The organism is Nocardiopsis sp. ATB16-24, from assembly GCF_030271535.1.
In the GTDB taxonomy this organism is placed as follows: Bacteria; Actinomycetota; Actinomycetes; order Streptosporangiales; family Streptosporangiaceae; genus Nocardiopsis.
This window is the reverse complement of the sequence record NZ_JASCXJ010000003.1, coordinates 251,567-264,644: the sequence shown is the minus strand read 5'-3', so window position 1 is coordinate 264,644 and position 13,078 is coordinate 251,567. Positions and strand designations below refer to the sequence as shown.

13 protein-coding genes are annotated in these 13,078 nt (G+C 67.7%); 2 read left to right on the top strand and 11 right to left on the bottom strand.

Annotated features, from left to right (window positions below):
- Positions 1-47 precede the first annotated feature (47 nt).
- The 11 genes from PFX91_RS05460 to PFX91_RS05410 form a co-directional block, all read right to left on the bottom strand.
- Positions 48-935: an LLM class F420-dependent oxidoreductase gene (locus PFX91_RS05460; protein ID WP_285729872.1), complete on the bottom strand. Its 888-nt coding sequence runs from the start codon at positions 933-935 to the stop codon at positions 48-50.
- Positions 932-2,506: a class I adenylate-forming enzyme family protein gene (locus tag PFX91_RS05455; RefSeq protein ID WP_285729871.1), complete on the bottom strand. Its 1,575-nt coding sequence runs from the start codon at positions 2,504-2,506 to the stop codon at positions 932-934. Before PFX91_RS05455 ends, PFX91_RS05460 begins: the two co-directional genes overlap by 4 nt.
- Entirely contained in the window at positions 2,503-3,471 is a 969-nt protein-coding gene (locus PFX91_RS05450) for an amidohydrolase family protein (protein ID WP_285729870.1), read from the bottom strand. The genes PFX91_RS05455 and PFX91_RS05450 overlap by 4 nt, the downstream gene beginning before the upstream one ends.
- Positions 3,472-4,659, bottom strand: a complete 1,188-nt coding sequence (locus tag PFX91_RS05445) for a thiolase family protein (protein ID WP_285729869.1) — start codon at positions 4,657-4,659, stop codon at positions 3,472-3,474.
- A 12-nt stretch (positions 4,660-4,671) separates the two neighbouring features.
- Positions 4,672-5,475 (bottom strand): SDR family NAD(P)-dependent oxidoreductase, encoded by an 804-nt coding sequence (locus PFX91_RS05440; RefSeq protein ID WP_285729868.1) that lies wholly within the window; start codon positions 5,473-5,475, stop codon positions 4,672-4,674.
- Between the two features lies 1 nt (position 5,476).
- Entirely contained in the window at positions 5,477-6,646 is a 1,170-nt protein-coding gene (locus PFX91_RS05435; RefSeq protein ID WP_285729867.1) for an acyl-CoA dehydrogenase family protein, read from the bottom strand.
- A gap of 158 nt (positions 6,647-6,804) precedes the next feature.
- Positions 6,805-7,698 carry an SDR family NAD(P)-dependent oxidoreductase gene (locus PFX91_RS05430; RefSeq protein ID WP_285729866.1) on the bottom strand — a complete coding sequence of 298 codons (894 nt, stop codon included), beginning with the start codon at positions 7,696-7,698 and terminating at the stop codon, positions 6,805-6,807.
- A gap of 66 nt (positions 7,699-7,764) precedes the next feature.
- Positions 7,765-8,469, bottom strand: a complete 705-nt coding sequence (locus tag PFX91_RS05425; RefSeq protein WP_285729865.1) for an ABC transporter ATP-binding protein — start codon at positions 8,467-8,469, stop codon at positions 7,765-7,767.
- Entirely contained in the window at positions 8,414-9,265 is an 852-nt protein-coding gene (locus tag PFX91_RS05420) for an ABC transporter ATP-binding protein (RefSeq protein WP_285729864.1), read from the bottom strand. Before PFX91_RS05420 ends, PFX91_RS05425 begins: the two co-directional genes overlap by 56 nt.
- Positions 9,262-10,164: a branched-chain amino acid ABC transporter permease gene (locus tag PFX91_RS05415; protein ID WP_285729863.1), complete on the bottom strand. Its 903-nt coding sequence runs from the start codon at positions 10,162-10,164 to the stop codon at positions 9,262-9,264. Before PFX91_RS05415 ends, PFX91_RS05420 begins: the two co-directional genes overlap by 4 nt.
- A gap of 27 nt (positions 10,165-10,191) precedes the next feature.
- Positions 10,192-11,079: a branched-chain amino acid ABC transporter permease gene (locus tag PFX91_RS05410; protein ID WP_285729862.1), complete on the bottom strand. Its 888-nt coding sequence runs from the start codon at positions 11,077-11,079 to the stop codon at positions 10,192-10,194.
- Between the two features lie 231 nt (positions 11,080-11,310).
- On the opposite strand from PFX91_RS05410, the gene PFX91_RS05405 reads away from it, so the two are divergent.
- Both PFX91_RS05405 and PFX91_RS05400 read left to right on the top strand, forming a co-directional pair.
- Positions 11,311-12,582 carry an acetyl-CoA hydrolase/transferase family protein gene (locus PFX91_RS05405; RefSeq protein WP_285729861.1) on the top strand — a complete coding sequence of 424 codons (1,272 nt, stop codon included), beginning with the start codon at positions 11,311-11,313 and terminating at the stop codon, positions 12,580-12,582.
- Positions 12,579-13,067, top strand: coding sequence for a MaoC family dehydratase (locus PFX91_RS05400; protein WP_285729860.1), 489 nt, complete (start codon positions 12,579-12,581; stop codon positions 13,065-13,067). Before PFX91_RS05405 ends, PFX91_RS05400 begins: the two co-directional genes overlap by 4 nt.
- The last annotated feature ends 11 nt before the right edge of the window (positions 13,068-13,078 follow it).

Genomic DNA, 13,078 nt, shown 5'->3' with positions numbered 1-13,078 from the left:
GCGCCCCTCGGGGCCCGGATGCCCCTCGGGGCCGATCGTTCTCCCGCTCAAAGACCGATGATCTCGGCGTAGCGGCGCATGTCCCTCTCGTAGTTCTCGTCACCGATCCTGGGCGAGACCACGACCTCGTCGATGCCCAGCCGAAAGGCCTCATCGATGTAGGCGCGGTCGTCCTCCCAGTCCTTTTCCGTCGAACCCTTGCTGCGCCGCCCCACCTTGAGGGAAAGCTCGGACATGTCCCGGCCGGCCGCCGTCATCATTTCCTCGAGGCGCTCCAAGAAGATACGAATGTCCTCATGCGTTCGGCTGTAACCGGCCCATCCGTCGCCGAACCTCACGATCCGGCGCAGGGTCGAGTCCGAGTTGCCTCCGACGATGATGGGAAGGGGACGCTGAGCGGGCTTGGGGAAGCAGTAGAGGGGCTCGAAGTCCACGAACTCCCCTCGGTACTCGCTCAGCTCCTCCTCGGACCACAGGACGCGCATCGCGGCCAGGTAGTCGTTCATCCGGGCGCCGCGTCGTTCAAAAGGCACGTCGAGCGCCTCGTACTCCTCCTCGGACCAGCCCACACCGACACCGAACTCGAAGCGTCCGCCACTGAGCTGGTCCAGGCTCGCCACTTGGCGGGCGGTGACGATCGGGTTGCGCTGCGGCACCACGAAGACGTAGGTCCCGATGCGCAGCGTCGTCGTGCTCGCCGCGATGGAGGAGGCGAGTACCAACGGGTCGTGGACCCCCAGCATCCGGTCGACCTCCTCCCCGCCGCCCGACTCGTACGGGTACTTCGAACGATAGGTCGGGAAGAACACGACGTGCTCGGGCAACCACACCGAGTTGTACCCGAGCTCCTCGATCAGCTGGGCCGCGTCATTGGACCACGTGCCCGACCGGCTGCCCATCCCCGGGAACAACTCACTGATACCAAGCCTGCTCATCGTCGGCCTCCCTCGACCTCGTCCTCCGTGCCCTGGACGAACCGTTCCTTGAGCACGTGTTTCATGACCTTCGAACTGGCGTTGCGTGGCAACTCGTCCACGAAGAACACGTTCACCGGCTTCTTGTAACCGGCCAGTTGCGACCGTGCGTAGTCGCGCACGGCCTCCTCCGATATCTCCGTGCCCGGCACGGGCACGACGGCGGCGGAGACCGCCTCGCCCCAACGCTCGTCGGGCAACCCGAAGACCGCCGCGTCGACGACCTCCTCCATCGAGAGCAGGACCCGTTCGACCTCCGCGGGATAGACGTTGGCCCCTCCGCTGATGATGAGATCCTGGGCCCGCCCGGTGAGGTAGAAGTAGCCGGCTTCGTCTCGGTATCCCAGATCGCCGGTGAAGTACTCGCCGTCTCGAAAGACCTCCGCGGTCTTCTCCGGCTGGCCGTGATAGCCGGAGAACATGGTGTCGGCCTCGATGACGAGCTCGCCGATCTCACCATCGGGAACCGTGTGACCGTCGCTGTCGACGACGCGCACCGACGCGGTCGGCAGCGGACGGCCGACGGAGGAGAAGATGTCGCGTGCCGTGCCGTGGCCCGTCCAATCACCGCGGTTGGTGATGGTGATCGGACCGATGACCTCGGTCATGCCCCAGGTCTCCACCAGTCGGTCGCCGATGGTGCCGACGAGTTTCTCGGCCAGCTCGGCCGGCAGTGGCCCACCGGAGTGGAGCACGCTCTGCAGGGTCCCCAACGCCTCGGGATAGGCCTCCAGGGCGGCGAGCAGTCCTGGGATCAAAGGGGTGAGCCCTAGTGTGAAGGTGGCCCCGTGCTCGACCATGTGTCGGCCCCACTCCTCGGGCGTCGCACCGGGGATGAACGCCACGGTCCCACCTGTGTAGAAATGCGGGAAGATCACCCCCCACAGTCCCGAGACGAAGGACCACCCTCCCGGGAACGCCACGTGGCCTTGCAGCGGCATCCGGTAGGCGTACGGCACCAGCTTGACGCAGTTGACCACCGCGCGATGGCTGACCAGGACCCCCTTGGGGAAACCCGTCGTGCCGCTGGTGTAGCCGATCAGCGCGATATCCTCCAACGATCGGTCGATCGGCAGCGGCGAAGCCTCGGCACCGGCGAGCGCCTCGGCGTACGGCGTGGCACCCGGAGGCGGCGACTCGTCGATGGCCAACCACGCCGAGAGGCGGTCGGCGAGGGCCGACTCGGCCGCCACCTTGCTCACCTGATCGGTGTGGATCAACGCGACGGAACCCGAGTCGGTCAATACGTGGTCGAGTTCCGGTGCCGTGAGACGGTCATTGACGTGGACCGCGGTGTAGCCGCCGAGCGCGAGCCCGACGTAGACCTCCAATGACTCGACCCGGTCGCCGAGCATCGCCGCGATCGAGGCACCGGGCCGTAGGCCCCGAGCCCGCAACACGTGGGTGAGCCGCCACCCGTTCTCGATCACCTCCGCGAACGTACGCTCCTCTCCCCTTGAGATGATCGCCACGTTGTCGGCGAACCGGCGGCCGGCCTTGCGGAAGAGTTCTCCCAGGGTCTCCGCGGTCATGCGTGCTCCTTCAGGTCATAGAGTCGTACGGCGTTTCGCGCCAGGAAGAGCGTCAGTTCCTCCGCGCTCAACACGGGCGGGTCCCCCGCGTGCGGCGACGCCAGGTCGAGGACCCTCGCGATCCATTCCTCCAGGTGCGCACCGTCAGGGTCCTCCCTGGGGCCCCGGATGATGTCGGAGCCGAAGATGAGGCGATGCGCGCCGATCTGATCCCGCATCCGACGCACCCGACGTCGAAACTCGGGGTAATCGCTCAGGGCGCAGCGCTGCCAGAGCGACAGCTCCAGGTAGGCGTGCCGCCAGCCGGTCGCGCAGTCCAATGCCTCCGCCCACCAGGCCTCCAGCCCGGCGTGCGCGAACACCACACGGAGTTCGGGATGGCGCGCCATCATCGAGGCGACCTCGGCGGGACGGCAACGGGCGACCTGAAGCGGGTCCCCGCCCAGAGGACTGGTGTGGATCACGGCCGGCAGCCCGCGTTCCTGTAGCGCGTCGAACAGCCAGGAATGGGAGTCGTCGGCCAGATCCCAGCCCGCCGCCGGGTAAAGCTTGAAGCCCTTGCAGTGGGGGTGTTCGAGCGCGGCGTTGAACAGCTCCCGCGCGTTCTCGTGTCTTGGGTCGAGACCGGCGCAGAAGTAGAGGCGTCCTTCGTTCTCCGCGGCGACCTTTTCGTAGCGGGCGTTGAGTTCACCGATGGGCAGGTGCCGTCCCCCCGGAGCCCCCACGATCGTCCAGTCCACCACGGGCACCACTCCCGCGGCGACCCCCGCACGGTCGAAGGCTGCCATGGTCAACGTGGCGTCCGGGTCGCTCTGACCCACCGCGACCCGGTCCATCAGGGTCTTGGGATCACGCTCGGGGAGTCGCCGCCCGGCGGCCTGTCGGGCCCAAGCACGACGGAGGCCCTCGGGGAGCCACGTCGCGTCCCAGACGTGCATGTGCGCGTCGATGACGAGGTCGCTCATCTAGCCCCTCCCCAGTACGTGCACGGTGGAGGCGGCCGTTTGCCAATCGATCACCCCGCCGCCGATCTGCACCACCGCGCGTCGCGGCTCGGTGTCGAGTTGGAGTGGCCCCGCTTCCCCGCGAAGTTGCGCCACCACGTCGTGCACCTGTGCCAGACCGCTGGCTCCGAGGGCGTGGCCCCGGCCGACCAGGCCGCCCGTCCGGTTGACAGGCAGGGCTCCACCGGCCTCGGTGACCCCCTCGGTGATCCACCGTTGTTCCTCGCCCTTCGGGCAAAGGCCGACATCGGTCCAGGCCATCAGTTCGTAGGCGACCGAGGCGTCGTGCACCTCGGCCAGATCCATGTCCGAAGGCCCCAGTCCCGCCTGTTCGAAGGCCGCCAAGGCCGAGGCCTGGACCGCGTTGGGCATCTCCGGTCGGTCCTGGGGTGGACGGGTGGCCAGCTGCGACGCCATGACACGGACGGCACGGTCCGAGGCCACCGCCTCGGGTCTGCTGGTGACGACCACCGCGGCGGCACCGTCGCTGACCGGTGAGCTCATCAACACGGTGAGCGGTTCCACGACGGTACGCGCCGTGAGCACCTCCTCCGGGGTGGCACCGAAACGGCGGTGGGCGAACGGGTTGAGCGTGGCGCTTTCCAGCGAGCGGGACGCGACCCGGGCCAGACCCTCGATCGTCACGCCGCTCTCGTCGAACAACGCGGTGGCCAACTTGGCCTGGCGGTCGACGAACGGGCTGCGATTCTGTCCCGCTCCCTCCCCGACGCTGAAGCCCTCCTCCACGTCCGCACCCGCCGCGTAGGCGCTGAACATCCGCTGCCGGTCGGCGTGGTTGGCCTTCTCCACACCCAGCGCCAACACGGTGTCGTACATCCCCGAGGCGACCGCCATCCACGCGAGGTGGAGGGCGTTGCCTCCCGAGGCACAGGCGTTCTCCACGTTGTGGATCGGGATGCCGGCGAGCCCGAGCGGGTAACCCACCACCTCGCCGCGGATGCATTCCTGTCCGGTGATCAGGCCGGCGAGCGCGTTGGAGAAGAACATCGCCTGGACGTCACCGACCCCGATGTCGGCGTCGGCCAGCGCGGCGTCCACGGCCACCTTGCCGAGCTCCTTCATCGAACGGTCGAGGAACTTCCCGAACGGGCTCATGCCCACGCCGCTCACTACCACGGTCTCAGCCATCGTCGTCCTCTCTCAAGCGGGTGCGTTCGGGGGCGTCGGCCACGCTGCGCTGACGCCCCCGTCCACCAGCAGGTTCTGGCCGGTCACATAGCTCGCGTCGTCACCGGCGAGGAACGCGACCGCCGCGGCCACCTCCTCGGGTGTCCCCTCGCGCCCCATCGGGACCACCGAGCCGCGCGCCGCTCCCCCCTCGCCGAACTCTCGCCGCACCAGCGCGGAGTCGATGTTGCCCAGGGCCACCGCGTTGGAACGGATGCCTCGACCTCCGTAACGCACCGCGAGGTGTCGCATCACTCCGAGCTGGGCCGCTTTGGTCGCCTCGTAGGAGAGCGAACGCCGACTGCTCAACACTCCGGCCGTCGAGCCGATGAAGACAAAGGCGCCTTGTCCTTGGGCGAGCATCCGCGGCAGTGCCGCCTGGGCCGTCAGCCAGTGCGAGCGGACGTTGACGTCGTTGGCGGTGTCCCAGTCCTCCAGGGACTGCACCTTGGCCGGTTCGCGGCCGGAGACCCCGACGTTGCAGACCACCACGTCCAAACGCCCCTCGCCGAACCGCACGGCCTCCTCGACCGCGGCACGACAGGACTCGGGGTCGGCGGCGTCGACCTCGACGGCCAGGCCCGGGGTCCTCAGGTGGGCCACCGTCGCTTCGGCGCGGTCGCGATCCTTGTCGCCGACCACGACCCGGGCTCCCTCGGAGGCCAGCCGCAGCGCGATCGCGCGCCCGTTGCCCATGGGGAGCTCTTCTCCGGGGCGGGCGGGGCCGTCGCTTCCGCCCCCGAGCACGTAGGCGACCTTGCCTTCGAACCTGCCCATCTCAGTAGCTCCTCGGCAGGCCCAGCACCTGCTGGGCGATGAAGTTCAGCGACATCTCCTGGCTCACCGGGGCCAGGCGCATGATGCGCGCCTCCCGCCAATACCGTTCCACGTGGTACTCCTGGGCGTAGCCCAGTCCTCCGTGGGTCTGCATGGCACGGTCCGCGGCCTGGTAACCGGCGTCGGCGGCCAGGTACTTGGCGATGTTGGCCTCGGCGCCGCAGGACTGACCGGAGTCGTATTTGGTCGCGGCGATCAGCGTCATCTCCCAGGCCGCTTCGAGGCGCGCGTACGCGTCCGCGAGCGGGTGACTCAAGGCCTGGTTGCTGCCGATCGGCCGGTCGAAGACCCGACGTACCTTGGCGTACTCCGTCGCGCGGCGCACGGCCGCCTGACCGATCCCGACGGCCTCGGCCGCGATCAGCACCCGCTCCGGGTTGAGACCGGAGAGAATGTGTTTGAAGCCCTTCCCCTCCTCGCCGACCAGCCGCCACCCCTCGACCGGCAGGTCGTCGTAGAAGGTCTCGCAGGTGGCCACCGCGTTCCGACCCGTTTTGGGGATCGGCCGGATGTCGACGTGCTCGGGATCCAGGTCGATGAGGAAGAGACTGAGACCGTCGAAGCGCCGGGCCGGATCATCGGGCGCCGGGGACGTGCGGGCCAACATCAGGGCGACCGAGGATTCGAGCGCCTTGCTGGTCCAGATCTTCTGTCCGGTGATGCGCCAACCGTCACCATCGCGTACCGCACGCGTGGTGATGCGTGAGGTATCGGTACCCGCGTCCGGCTCGGTGACGGCGAAGGCCACGTGGAGGTCTCCGGCCGCGGCCCGGGGCAGGAACGTCTCCTTGAGCCGGTCATTGCCGTACTTGATCACCGGCTGCAGTCCGAAGACGTTCATGTGCAAGGCGGTGCAGCCGTTCATGGCCGCCCCTGAGGCGGCGACCTCCCGCATGAGGATCGCCGCCTCGGTGACTCCTTGCCCGCCGCCTCCGTACTCTTCCGGCGCGGCGATACCGACCCACCCGTCGGCGGCCATCGCGTTGAAGAACTCCCAGGGGAAGCGGTGGTCGCGATCGCAGGCCAGCCAGTAATCGTCGTCGAACTCGGTCAACCTCTCCCTGATCGTCCTCGCGATGAGGGCATGGTCGGGGTCACGTAGATCTGACACGAGCCGCCTCCAGATTCAGCCAGTGCCCACCGCTGGGCTCTTCGTCGAATGTCCACCGTGGCCTTCGGCGTCGGTACCGGGGCCACTCCACACTATCAAGCAAGTGCTTGATTTACTATAGGGACGGCCACGCCGCCCCGGCTCCGTACTCGCCGGGATCAGCCCCGCAGCATCTCGGTGAGCACGGCGAGCTCCTGTTGGAAGTCCGTCAACACCATCGTCTCGGCGGGGTCGTTGATGTCGTCCCAGGCGTCCCGAATACGTTCGGCCGTCAGGTCGCGTTCGAACAGACCCGGGGTCTGGGCGACCAGCACCCGGGCCACCCGGCCACCGCCCACGTTGTAGACCTCCCCCGTGGCCGTGCACTCGGGTGCGCTGAGCCATAGGACCAACGGCGCGACCAGTGAGGGATCCAGGCTGTCGGCGAGGTCGCCGAGCAGGTTCTCCGTCATTCGGGTCCGGGCACCCGGCTCGATCGCGTTGACCGACACGCCGGAGCGAGCGCCCTCGATCGCGAGGGTCTTGGTGAGGCCGATGATGGCGGCCTTGGCCGCCGCGTAGTTGGCCTGACCGAAGTTGCCGAACAGGCCCGCGGCCGACGTGGTGTTGATGATGCGTCCGCCCTTCTGCTCGGTCATCACGGGCCAGGCCGCCTTCGACATCCACAGCGTTCCGCCCAGGTGCACGTTCAGGACGGCATCGACCTCCTCGCTGGAGATCTTGGCGAAGGAGCGGTCGCGCAGGATGCCCGCGTTGTTGACGAGGATGTCGAGTCGTCCGTAGGTCGAGGTCGCGAAGTCGACGATGCGGGCCGCGCTCTCCTTCGTGCTCACGTCCGTGTTCTCGGCCACGGCGGTACCCCCCGCCGCCCGGATCTGGTCGACGACCCGCTGCGCGGGCGACACGGCGCCCGCCTCGTCGCTCGGCCCACTGACGTCGTTGACCACGACCCGGGCGCCGCGTTCGGCCAACAGCAACGCGTGCGCGCGCCCCAGTCCGCCACCGGCACCGGTGACGATGGCGACCTGACCGTCAAGACTGATCTGGCTCATGGAACTCCTCAACATTGACGGCCGACGCTTTCCGTCGGCCGAATCGATGACCGGGAACAAGACCGCTCATCCGAACAGAGCGGTCATGACCTCGTCACGTCCACGGATCTCCTCCGGTTCGCCGGAGGCGACGATCCGTCCCCGCTGCATCACGTACACCTGGTCGCTGACCGCGAGCGCGAGTTCGGCGTTCTGCTCCACGAGAAGGATCGTCGAGCCCGTCTCGTGCAGCGTGGTGATGGTCTCGAAGAGCACGTCGACGATCGAGGGCGCCAGACCCATCGACGGCTCGTCGAGCAGCAGTACGTCGGGGTTGGTCATCAAGGCGCGCCCGACCGCGAGCATCTGCTGCTCGCCGCCGCTCAGCATCCCCGCCAACTGTCCGCGCCGCTCGGCCAGGCGTGGAAAGAGGTCGAGGACGCGCCCGTACTGGGCACGGAAGTCGGCTTTGTTGCTGCGCCTGCTGTAGGTCGCCAGGCCGAGGTTCTCCTCCACCGTCAACGGCGGCGCGACACGGCGTCCCTCGGCCACCAGCGCCACCCCCGCGCGCACCACTTTGTGGCACGTCCAACCGGTGATGTCGGTGCCGTCGAGTTCGACGGTGCCGCTCGCGGGGCGATGCAGCCCCGCGATGCTGTTCATGGTGGTGGTCTTGCCCACGCCGTTGGAGCCGATCAACGCGACCAGCGAACCCTTGGGGACGTCCAGGTCGACTTCACGAACCGCTTGAACCGCGCCGTGCGCGGCGGAGAGTCGCGATACGCGCAGCATCGGAGCTCTTTCCAAAGTAGGCCTCCTTCACATCGTCTTGCTCCAGGCACCAGCTCGGGGTGCCTTGCGCGAGCATCACACCGGAGTTCATCACCGACACCGATTCACAGAACTCCTCGACGAGGCGCATGTTGTGCTCGATGAGGATCAAGGTGAGTCCGGAGGCCTGCAGCTGGAGCAGAAGTTCCCCGATCTCCTGGGACTCGGCGTCGTTCATTCCCGCCGTCGGCTCGTCCAGTAGCAGCACCTGCGGCTCGGTCGCGAGCGCACGGGCGATCTCCACGCGACGTTGGTCTCCGTAGGAAAGCGTTTCGGCGAGCTCGTCGTGGGCGGATCGCACGCCGACCTGTTCGAGGAGGGCTTGGGCCCGCTCGCGGACCCTCTGACGTTCGCGACGCTCCCCTGGGCTGAGGAGGAGCGCCCCGCCGATGGTGGAGGAGCGGCGCATATAGGCACCGGCCACCACGGTCTCCAGCACCGTCATGCCTCCGAAGAGGCGAATGTTCTGGTAGGTCCGTGCCACTCCGTGCCGCGCGATCCGATGCGGCGGCATCCGTGTCACCTCGTCGCCGAAGACCGAGATCGATCCGCTGTCGGGAGCGATGAACCCGCTGATCATGTTCAGCACGGTGGTCTTACCCGCGCCGTTGGGACCGAGGATGCCGTAGATGCTCTGTCGAGCGACCTCGATGTGGATGTCCGACACCGCGGTCAAACCGCCGAACGTCTTGGTCACCCCCGCGATCTCGACCGCGGGGGCGACCGCCCCGGAAGCCCCGGGGGAAGTCGTGGTCATGAGAGCACCTCCTGGTTCGCCGATTCACGCGACGCGCTGACGCCGGAGGGCTCCGAGCCTCGTGAGCGGCGGCGGAGCAACCGGAACCGACGCAGGTCGACCAGACCGCGCGGCATGTAGATGATGATGAGGACGAGGAGGACACCGGTCACCACGCGGTCGTAGTCACCCATGACGTCGCGCAACAACTCGGGCAGGATCGTGAACACGACGGCGCCGACGATCGGACCCGCCCAGTGGAACGCTCCTCCCAGGACGACGGCGGCCAGCGTCACGAAGCCGAGGTGGGTGTAGAAGGTGTCCGGCCCGATGTACTGCAGGAAGCTCGCCTGCATCACGCCGGCCGCCCCGGAGAAGGCACCGGAGAGGATGAAGCCCACCAACTGGATGTGCCGGGGCGAGACGCCCAGGGTCTGCGCGACCGCCGGATCCTCCCGAACCGCGTCGGCGGCGAACCCGAATCGGGAACCGGCCAGTCGCGACATCACGAACCCGGCGATGACCAGAGTCCCGAGCAACCACGGCCACGTGCCGAGGTCACCCGGTATCAGGGTGCCGGCGGCACCACCGGTGTATTCCGGGAGGTTGAGGATCAACACCCGACCGATGAGCACCATCGCGATGGTCGCCATCGCCAGATAGTGGCTGCTGAGCCGAATGACGATCCCGGCCGTGACCACTCCCAGGAAGGCCCCGAGGACGATCCCGAGAACCAATCCGAGGAACGGAGGCAGGCCCAAGGTCGCGGCGAGGTACCCGAAGGTGAAGGCGCCCACCGCGCCGAAGAAGATCGGAGCCAGGCTCAGGACACCGGTCCACAGGGAGGCGTACACGCCTAGGGCGAAGAGCGCGTTCACCCCGGCGAACTGGAGTGTGATGATCCAAGCGGTCGTACTCACAGATGACCCTTTCGAGAGGTGGCGCGCTCAGGCACGGACCAACTGGCGTTCACTGAACAGTCCCTGGGGCCTGGTCACGAGAACCAGCAGCAAGATGCCGAAGGTGATGGCGTCACGGAAATCGGAGGAGATGTACTGAGAGCTGAGGACCTCGAGGACCCCGATCACCACCCCCACCGCGGCCGCGCCACGGATGTCGCCGTAACCGCCCACCACGACCGCGGCGAAGCCCTTCAGCAGCAGGGCTTCTCCGAGGCCGAACGACACGTTGTTGTCGGCCAGCGCCGACAGGACGCCGGCGAGCCCGGCGACTCCTGCCGCGATGAAGGCGACGGCCAAGAGGGTCCGCCGTGGGTTCACACCCACGATCGCCGCCGAACGGCTGTCCACCGAGACCGCGCGCACCGCCGCCCCGAACCGCGAGCGGCTGAGCAGAAGGTGGACCGCCGTGACCACGAGGATCAGCGCCGTGATGCTCAGGATGTGGGCCGGCAGCATGACGATTCCACCGATCCGCAAGGGAGTCGACGGGACGGCTTCGATCGGGAAGCTCCTTGTGGTGGGGCCGATGAACCCCTCCGCGACGTTGAGCAGCACGATCCAGATGCCGATACTGGCGATGATCGGAGCGAACGTTCCGGCGTTGCGCTTGCGCAAGGGCCCGAAGGCCAAGAGCTCCGACAGCACACCGAGAAGACCCGCGAACGCGACGCCCAACACCGCCGCGACCCAGAAGTTCATCCCGCCCTGGACGACCAGCCAGAAGGCCGACAGTGCCCCCCAGGTCGCGAAGGTCCCGTGCGCCACGTTCAGAATCTTCATACGCGCCAGGATGAGGGCGAAGCCGATCGCGAACAGAGCGTAGATCGACCCCACCGCGAGCCCGTTGAAGATTTGTTGTGTTAACAGTCCCACTGAGTCGATCTCCCTCGCGTAAGGGCCTGACGAGCACCAATCGAGCGCTCGCTAGATAGTAAGTAAGCCACGTCACAGCACTAAGGTCAATACCCAATCAAGCACTTGCTTCACTTTCTTCCTGCGGCTAGGGTCTCTCAGGACGCGCCGAAACGTCCTCTGCCACCGGCCGCAACCTCGGACTCCGGCGCGGATTCCCGGGCCGGCCCCGCGCACACAGCAGGAGGAGCGATGAAGCCACCTCGGACGGTCTCCGTGTCAGCGGCGATCCAAGCCATTCCTCCTCGAAGCACCATCGTGGCGGCACCCGGTTGCGGTACGCCGGAGACACTGCTCACCGCGCTCGGCGGGCTCGCGGACACCCTGAAGTCGGTGCGCCTTTGTTCGGGCCTCCAGCTCGGCGCGTACCCGTTCCTCGAAGCCTCGGCGGCCGGTCACCTGCCGTATGTGACCTGGCACCCCTACGGTCCCGCCCGTGCCGCGCTGAGTCCCGGCGACGTCGACTACGTCCCTGCTCGCGCCTCGGCCGTCCCGGACCTCCTCGACCTCTGGGAGACCTCCGTCGCTCTGGTGCGCGTTTCACCCCCCGACCGGAACGGGTGGTGCAGTCTCGGTCCTTCGGCCAGCTACGTCAAGCACGCGATCGACCGCGCGGCCTTGGTCCTGGCCGAAGTCGACCCCGACCTCCCCCGGACCCACGGCGACTCGATGGTGCACGTCGGCTCGATCACCCACCTCGTCGAGGCCGACACACCGATGTGCGAGTTCCCGGCCGCCACCCGGGACACGGTCAGCGACCGTGTCGCCGAGCACGTCCTGACGCTCCTGCCCGAGCGGCCGACGCTCCAGCTGGGGATCGGCGCCGTGCCCGAGGCCCTCACCGCCTTCCTCCTTGAAAGCGGGCTACGCGACGTCCGCTTCGTCGGGATGGCCAACGACGCGATGGTGCCGCTGTTCGACGCGGGGATCGCTCCCTGGAGCACCGATCCCCGACCGGCCGTCCTCGCCGCGGAACTCATGGGCACCCGACGGCTGATGGAGTTCGCTCACGACAACCCCGCGGTCGTGCTCCGGGACAGTAGGTTCTCGCACGCTCCGCGAGAACTCGCGCGGATCCCGCGTCTGGTGACGGTGAACTCCGCCGTCGAGGTCGATCTCGCCGGCCAGGTCAACGCCGAACTCGTCGGTGACCGACAGGTCTCCGGTATCGGCGGCAGTGCCGACTTCGTCGAATCCGGCTTCGGGTCCCCCGGAGGTCTCTCGCTCATCGCCTTGCCCTCGACGACCCCTGACGGCCGTCGCAGCAGGATCGTGCCCCGGCTCGGCACCGACATCGTGTCGCTCCCCCGTCACACACCCGACGCGGTCGTCACCGAGTACGGCGTGGCCTGGTTGCGCGGCCGCTCGGTCACCGAACGGGCCCACGCACTGGCCGAGGTGGCCCATCCCCATCACCAGGCCGCGCTTCTCGCGTCCGCCTCTCGATCCAAGGAGACTCCGTGACCGTTCATACCCGCCGTGGCCGCTACTACGAGGAAATGATCACCGGAGACGTGTTCAAACACGAGCCCGGACGGACGATCACCGAAACGGACAACGTCCTGTTCTGCAGCATGACGCTGAACACCCAGAGCCTGCACTTGGACGCCGTCGCCTCCGCCGAGTCCGAGTTCGGCCAGCGCCTGGTCAACAGTCTTCTCACGCTCAGCATCGTCTGCAGTGTCGGCGTACCCGACCTGACCCAGAAGACCACCATCGCCAACCTGGGCTTTCAGGAGATCTCCTTTCCCGCCCCGGTCTTCATCGGCGACACGCTCTACTGTGAGACCGAGATCGGCCACAAGCGACTCTCCGCGAGTCGTCCGGGCCAAGGGATCGTCACCCTTGAGCACCGCGGTCTGAACCAGGACGGCGTCGTGGTCTGCAAGGCGGTTCGTACCGCCCTCGTGCGGCTGCTTCCCGAGGGCGAGCGCGCGATGTCGACCTGACCGGGTTCCGT

Bases quoted from the DNA above. Each gene is read 5' to 3' on its own strand.
- PFX91_RS05440 (WP_285729868.1), bottom strand. From the start codon at position 5,475: ATGGGCAGGTTCGAAGGCAAGGTCGCCTACGTGCTCGGGGGCGGAAGC.
- PFX91_RS05420 (WP_285729864.1), bottom strand. From the start codon at position 9,265: ATGACCACGACTTCCCCCGGGGCTTCCGGGGCGGTCGCCCCCGCGGTC.
- PFX91_RS05445 (WP_285729869.1), bottom strand. From the start codon at position 4,659: ATGGCTGAGACCGTGGTAGTGAGCGGCGTGGGCATGAGCCCGTTCGGG.
- PFX91_RS05430 (WP_285729866.1), bottom strand. From the start codon at position 7,698: ATGAGCCAGATCAGTCTTGACGGTCAGGTCGCCATCGTCACCGGTGCC.
- PFX91_RS05455 (WP_285729871.1), bottom strand. From the start codon at position 2,506: ATGACCGCGGAGACCCTGGGAGAACTCTTCCGCAAGGCCGGCCGCCGG.
- PFX91_RS05450 (WP_285729870.1), bottom strand. From the start codon at position 3,471: ATGAGCGACCTCGTCATCGACGCGCACATGCACGTCTGGGACGCGACG.
- PFX91_RS05460 (WP_285729872.1), bottom strand. From the start codon at position 935: ATGAGCAGGCTTGGTATCAGTGAGTTGTTCCCGGGGATGGGCAGCCGG.
- PFX91_RS05425 (WP_285729865.1), bottom strand. From the start codon at position 8,469: ATGCTGCGCGTATCGCGACTCTCCGCCGCGCACGGCGCGGTTCAAGCG.
- PFX91_RS05405 (WP_285729861.1), top strand. From the start codon at position 11,311: ATGAAGCCACCTCGGACGGTCTCCGTGTCAGCGGCGATCCAAGCCATT.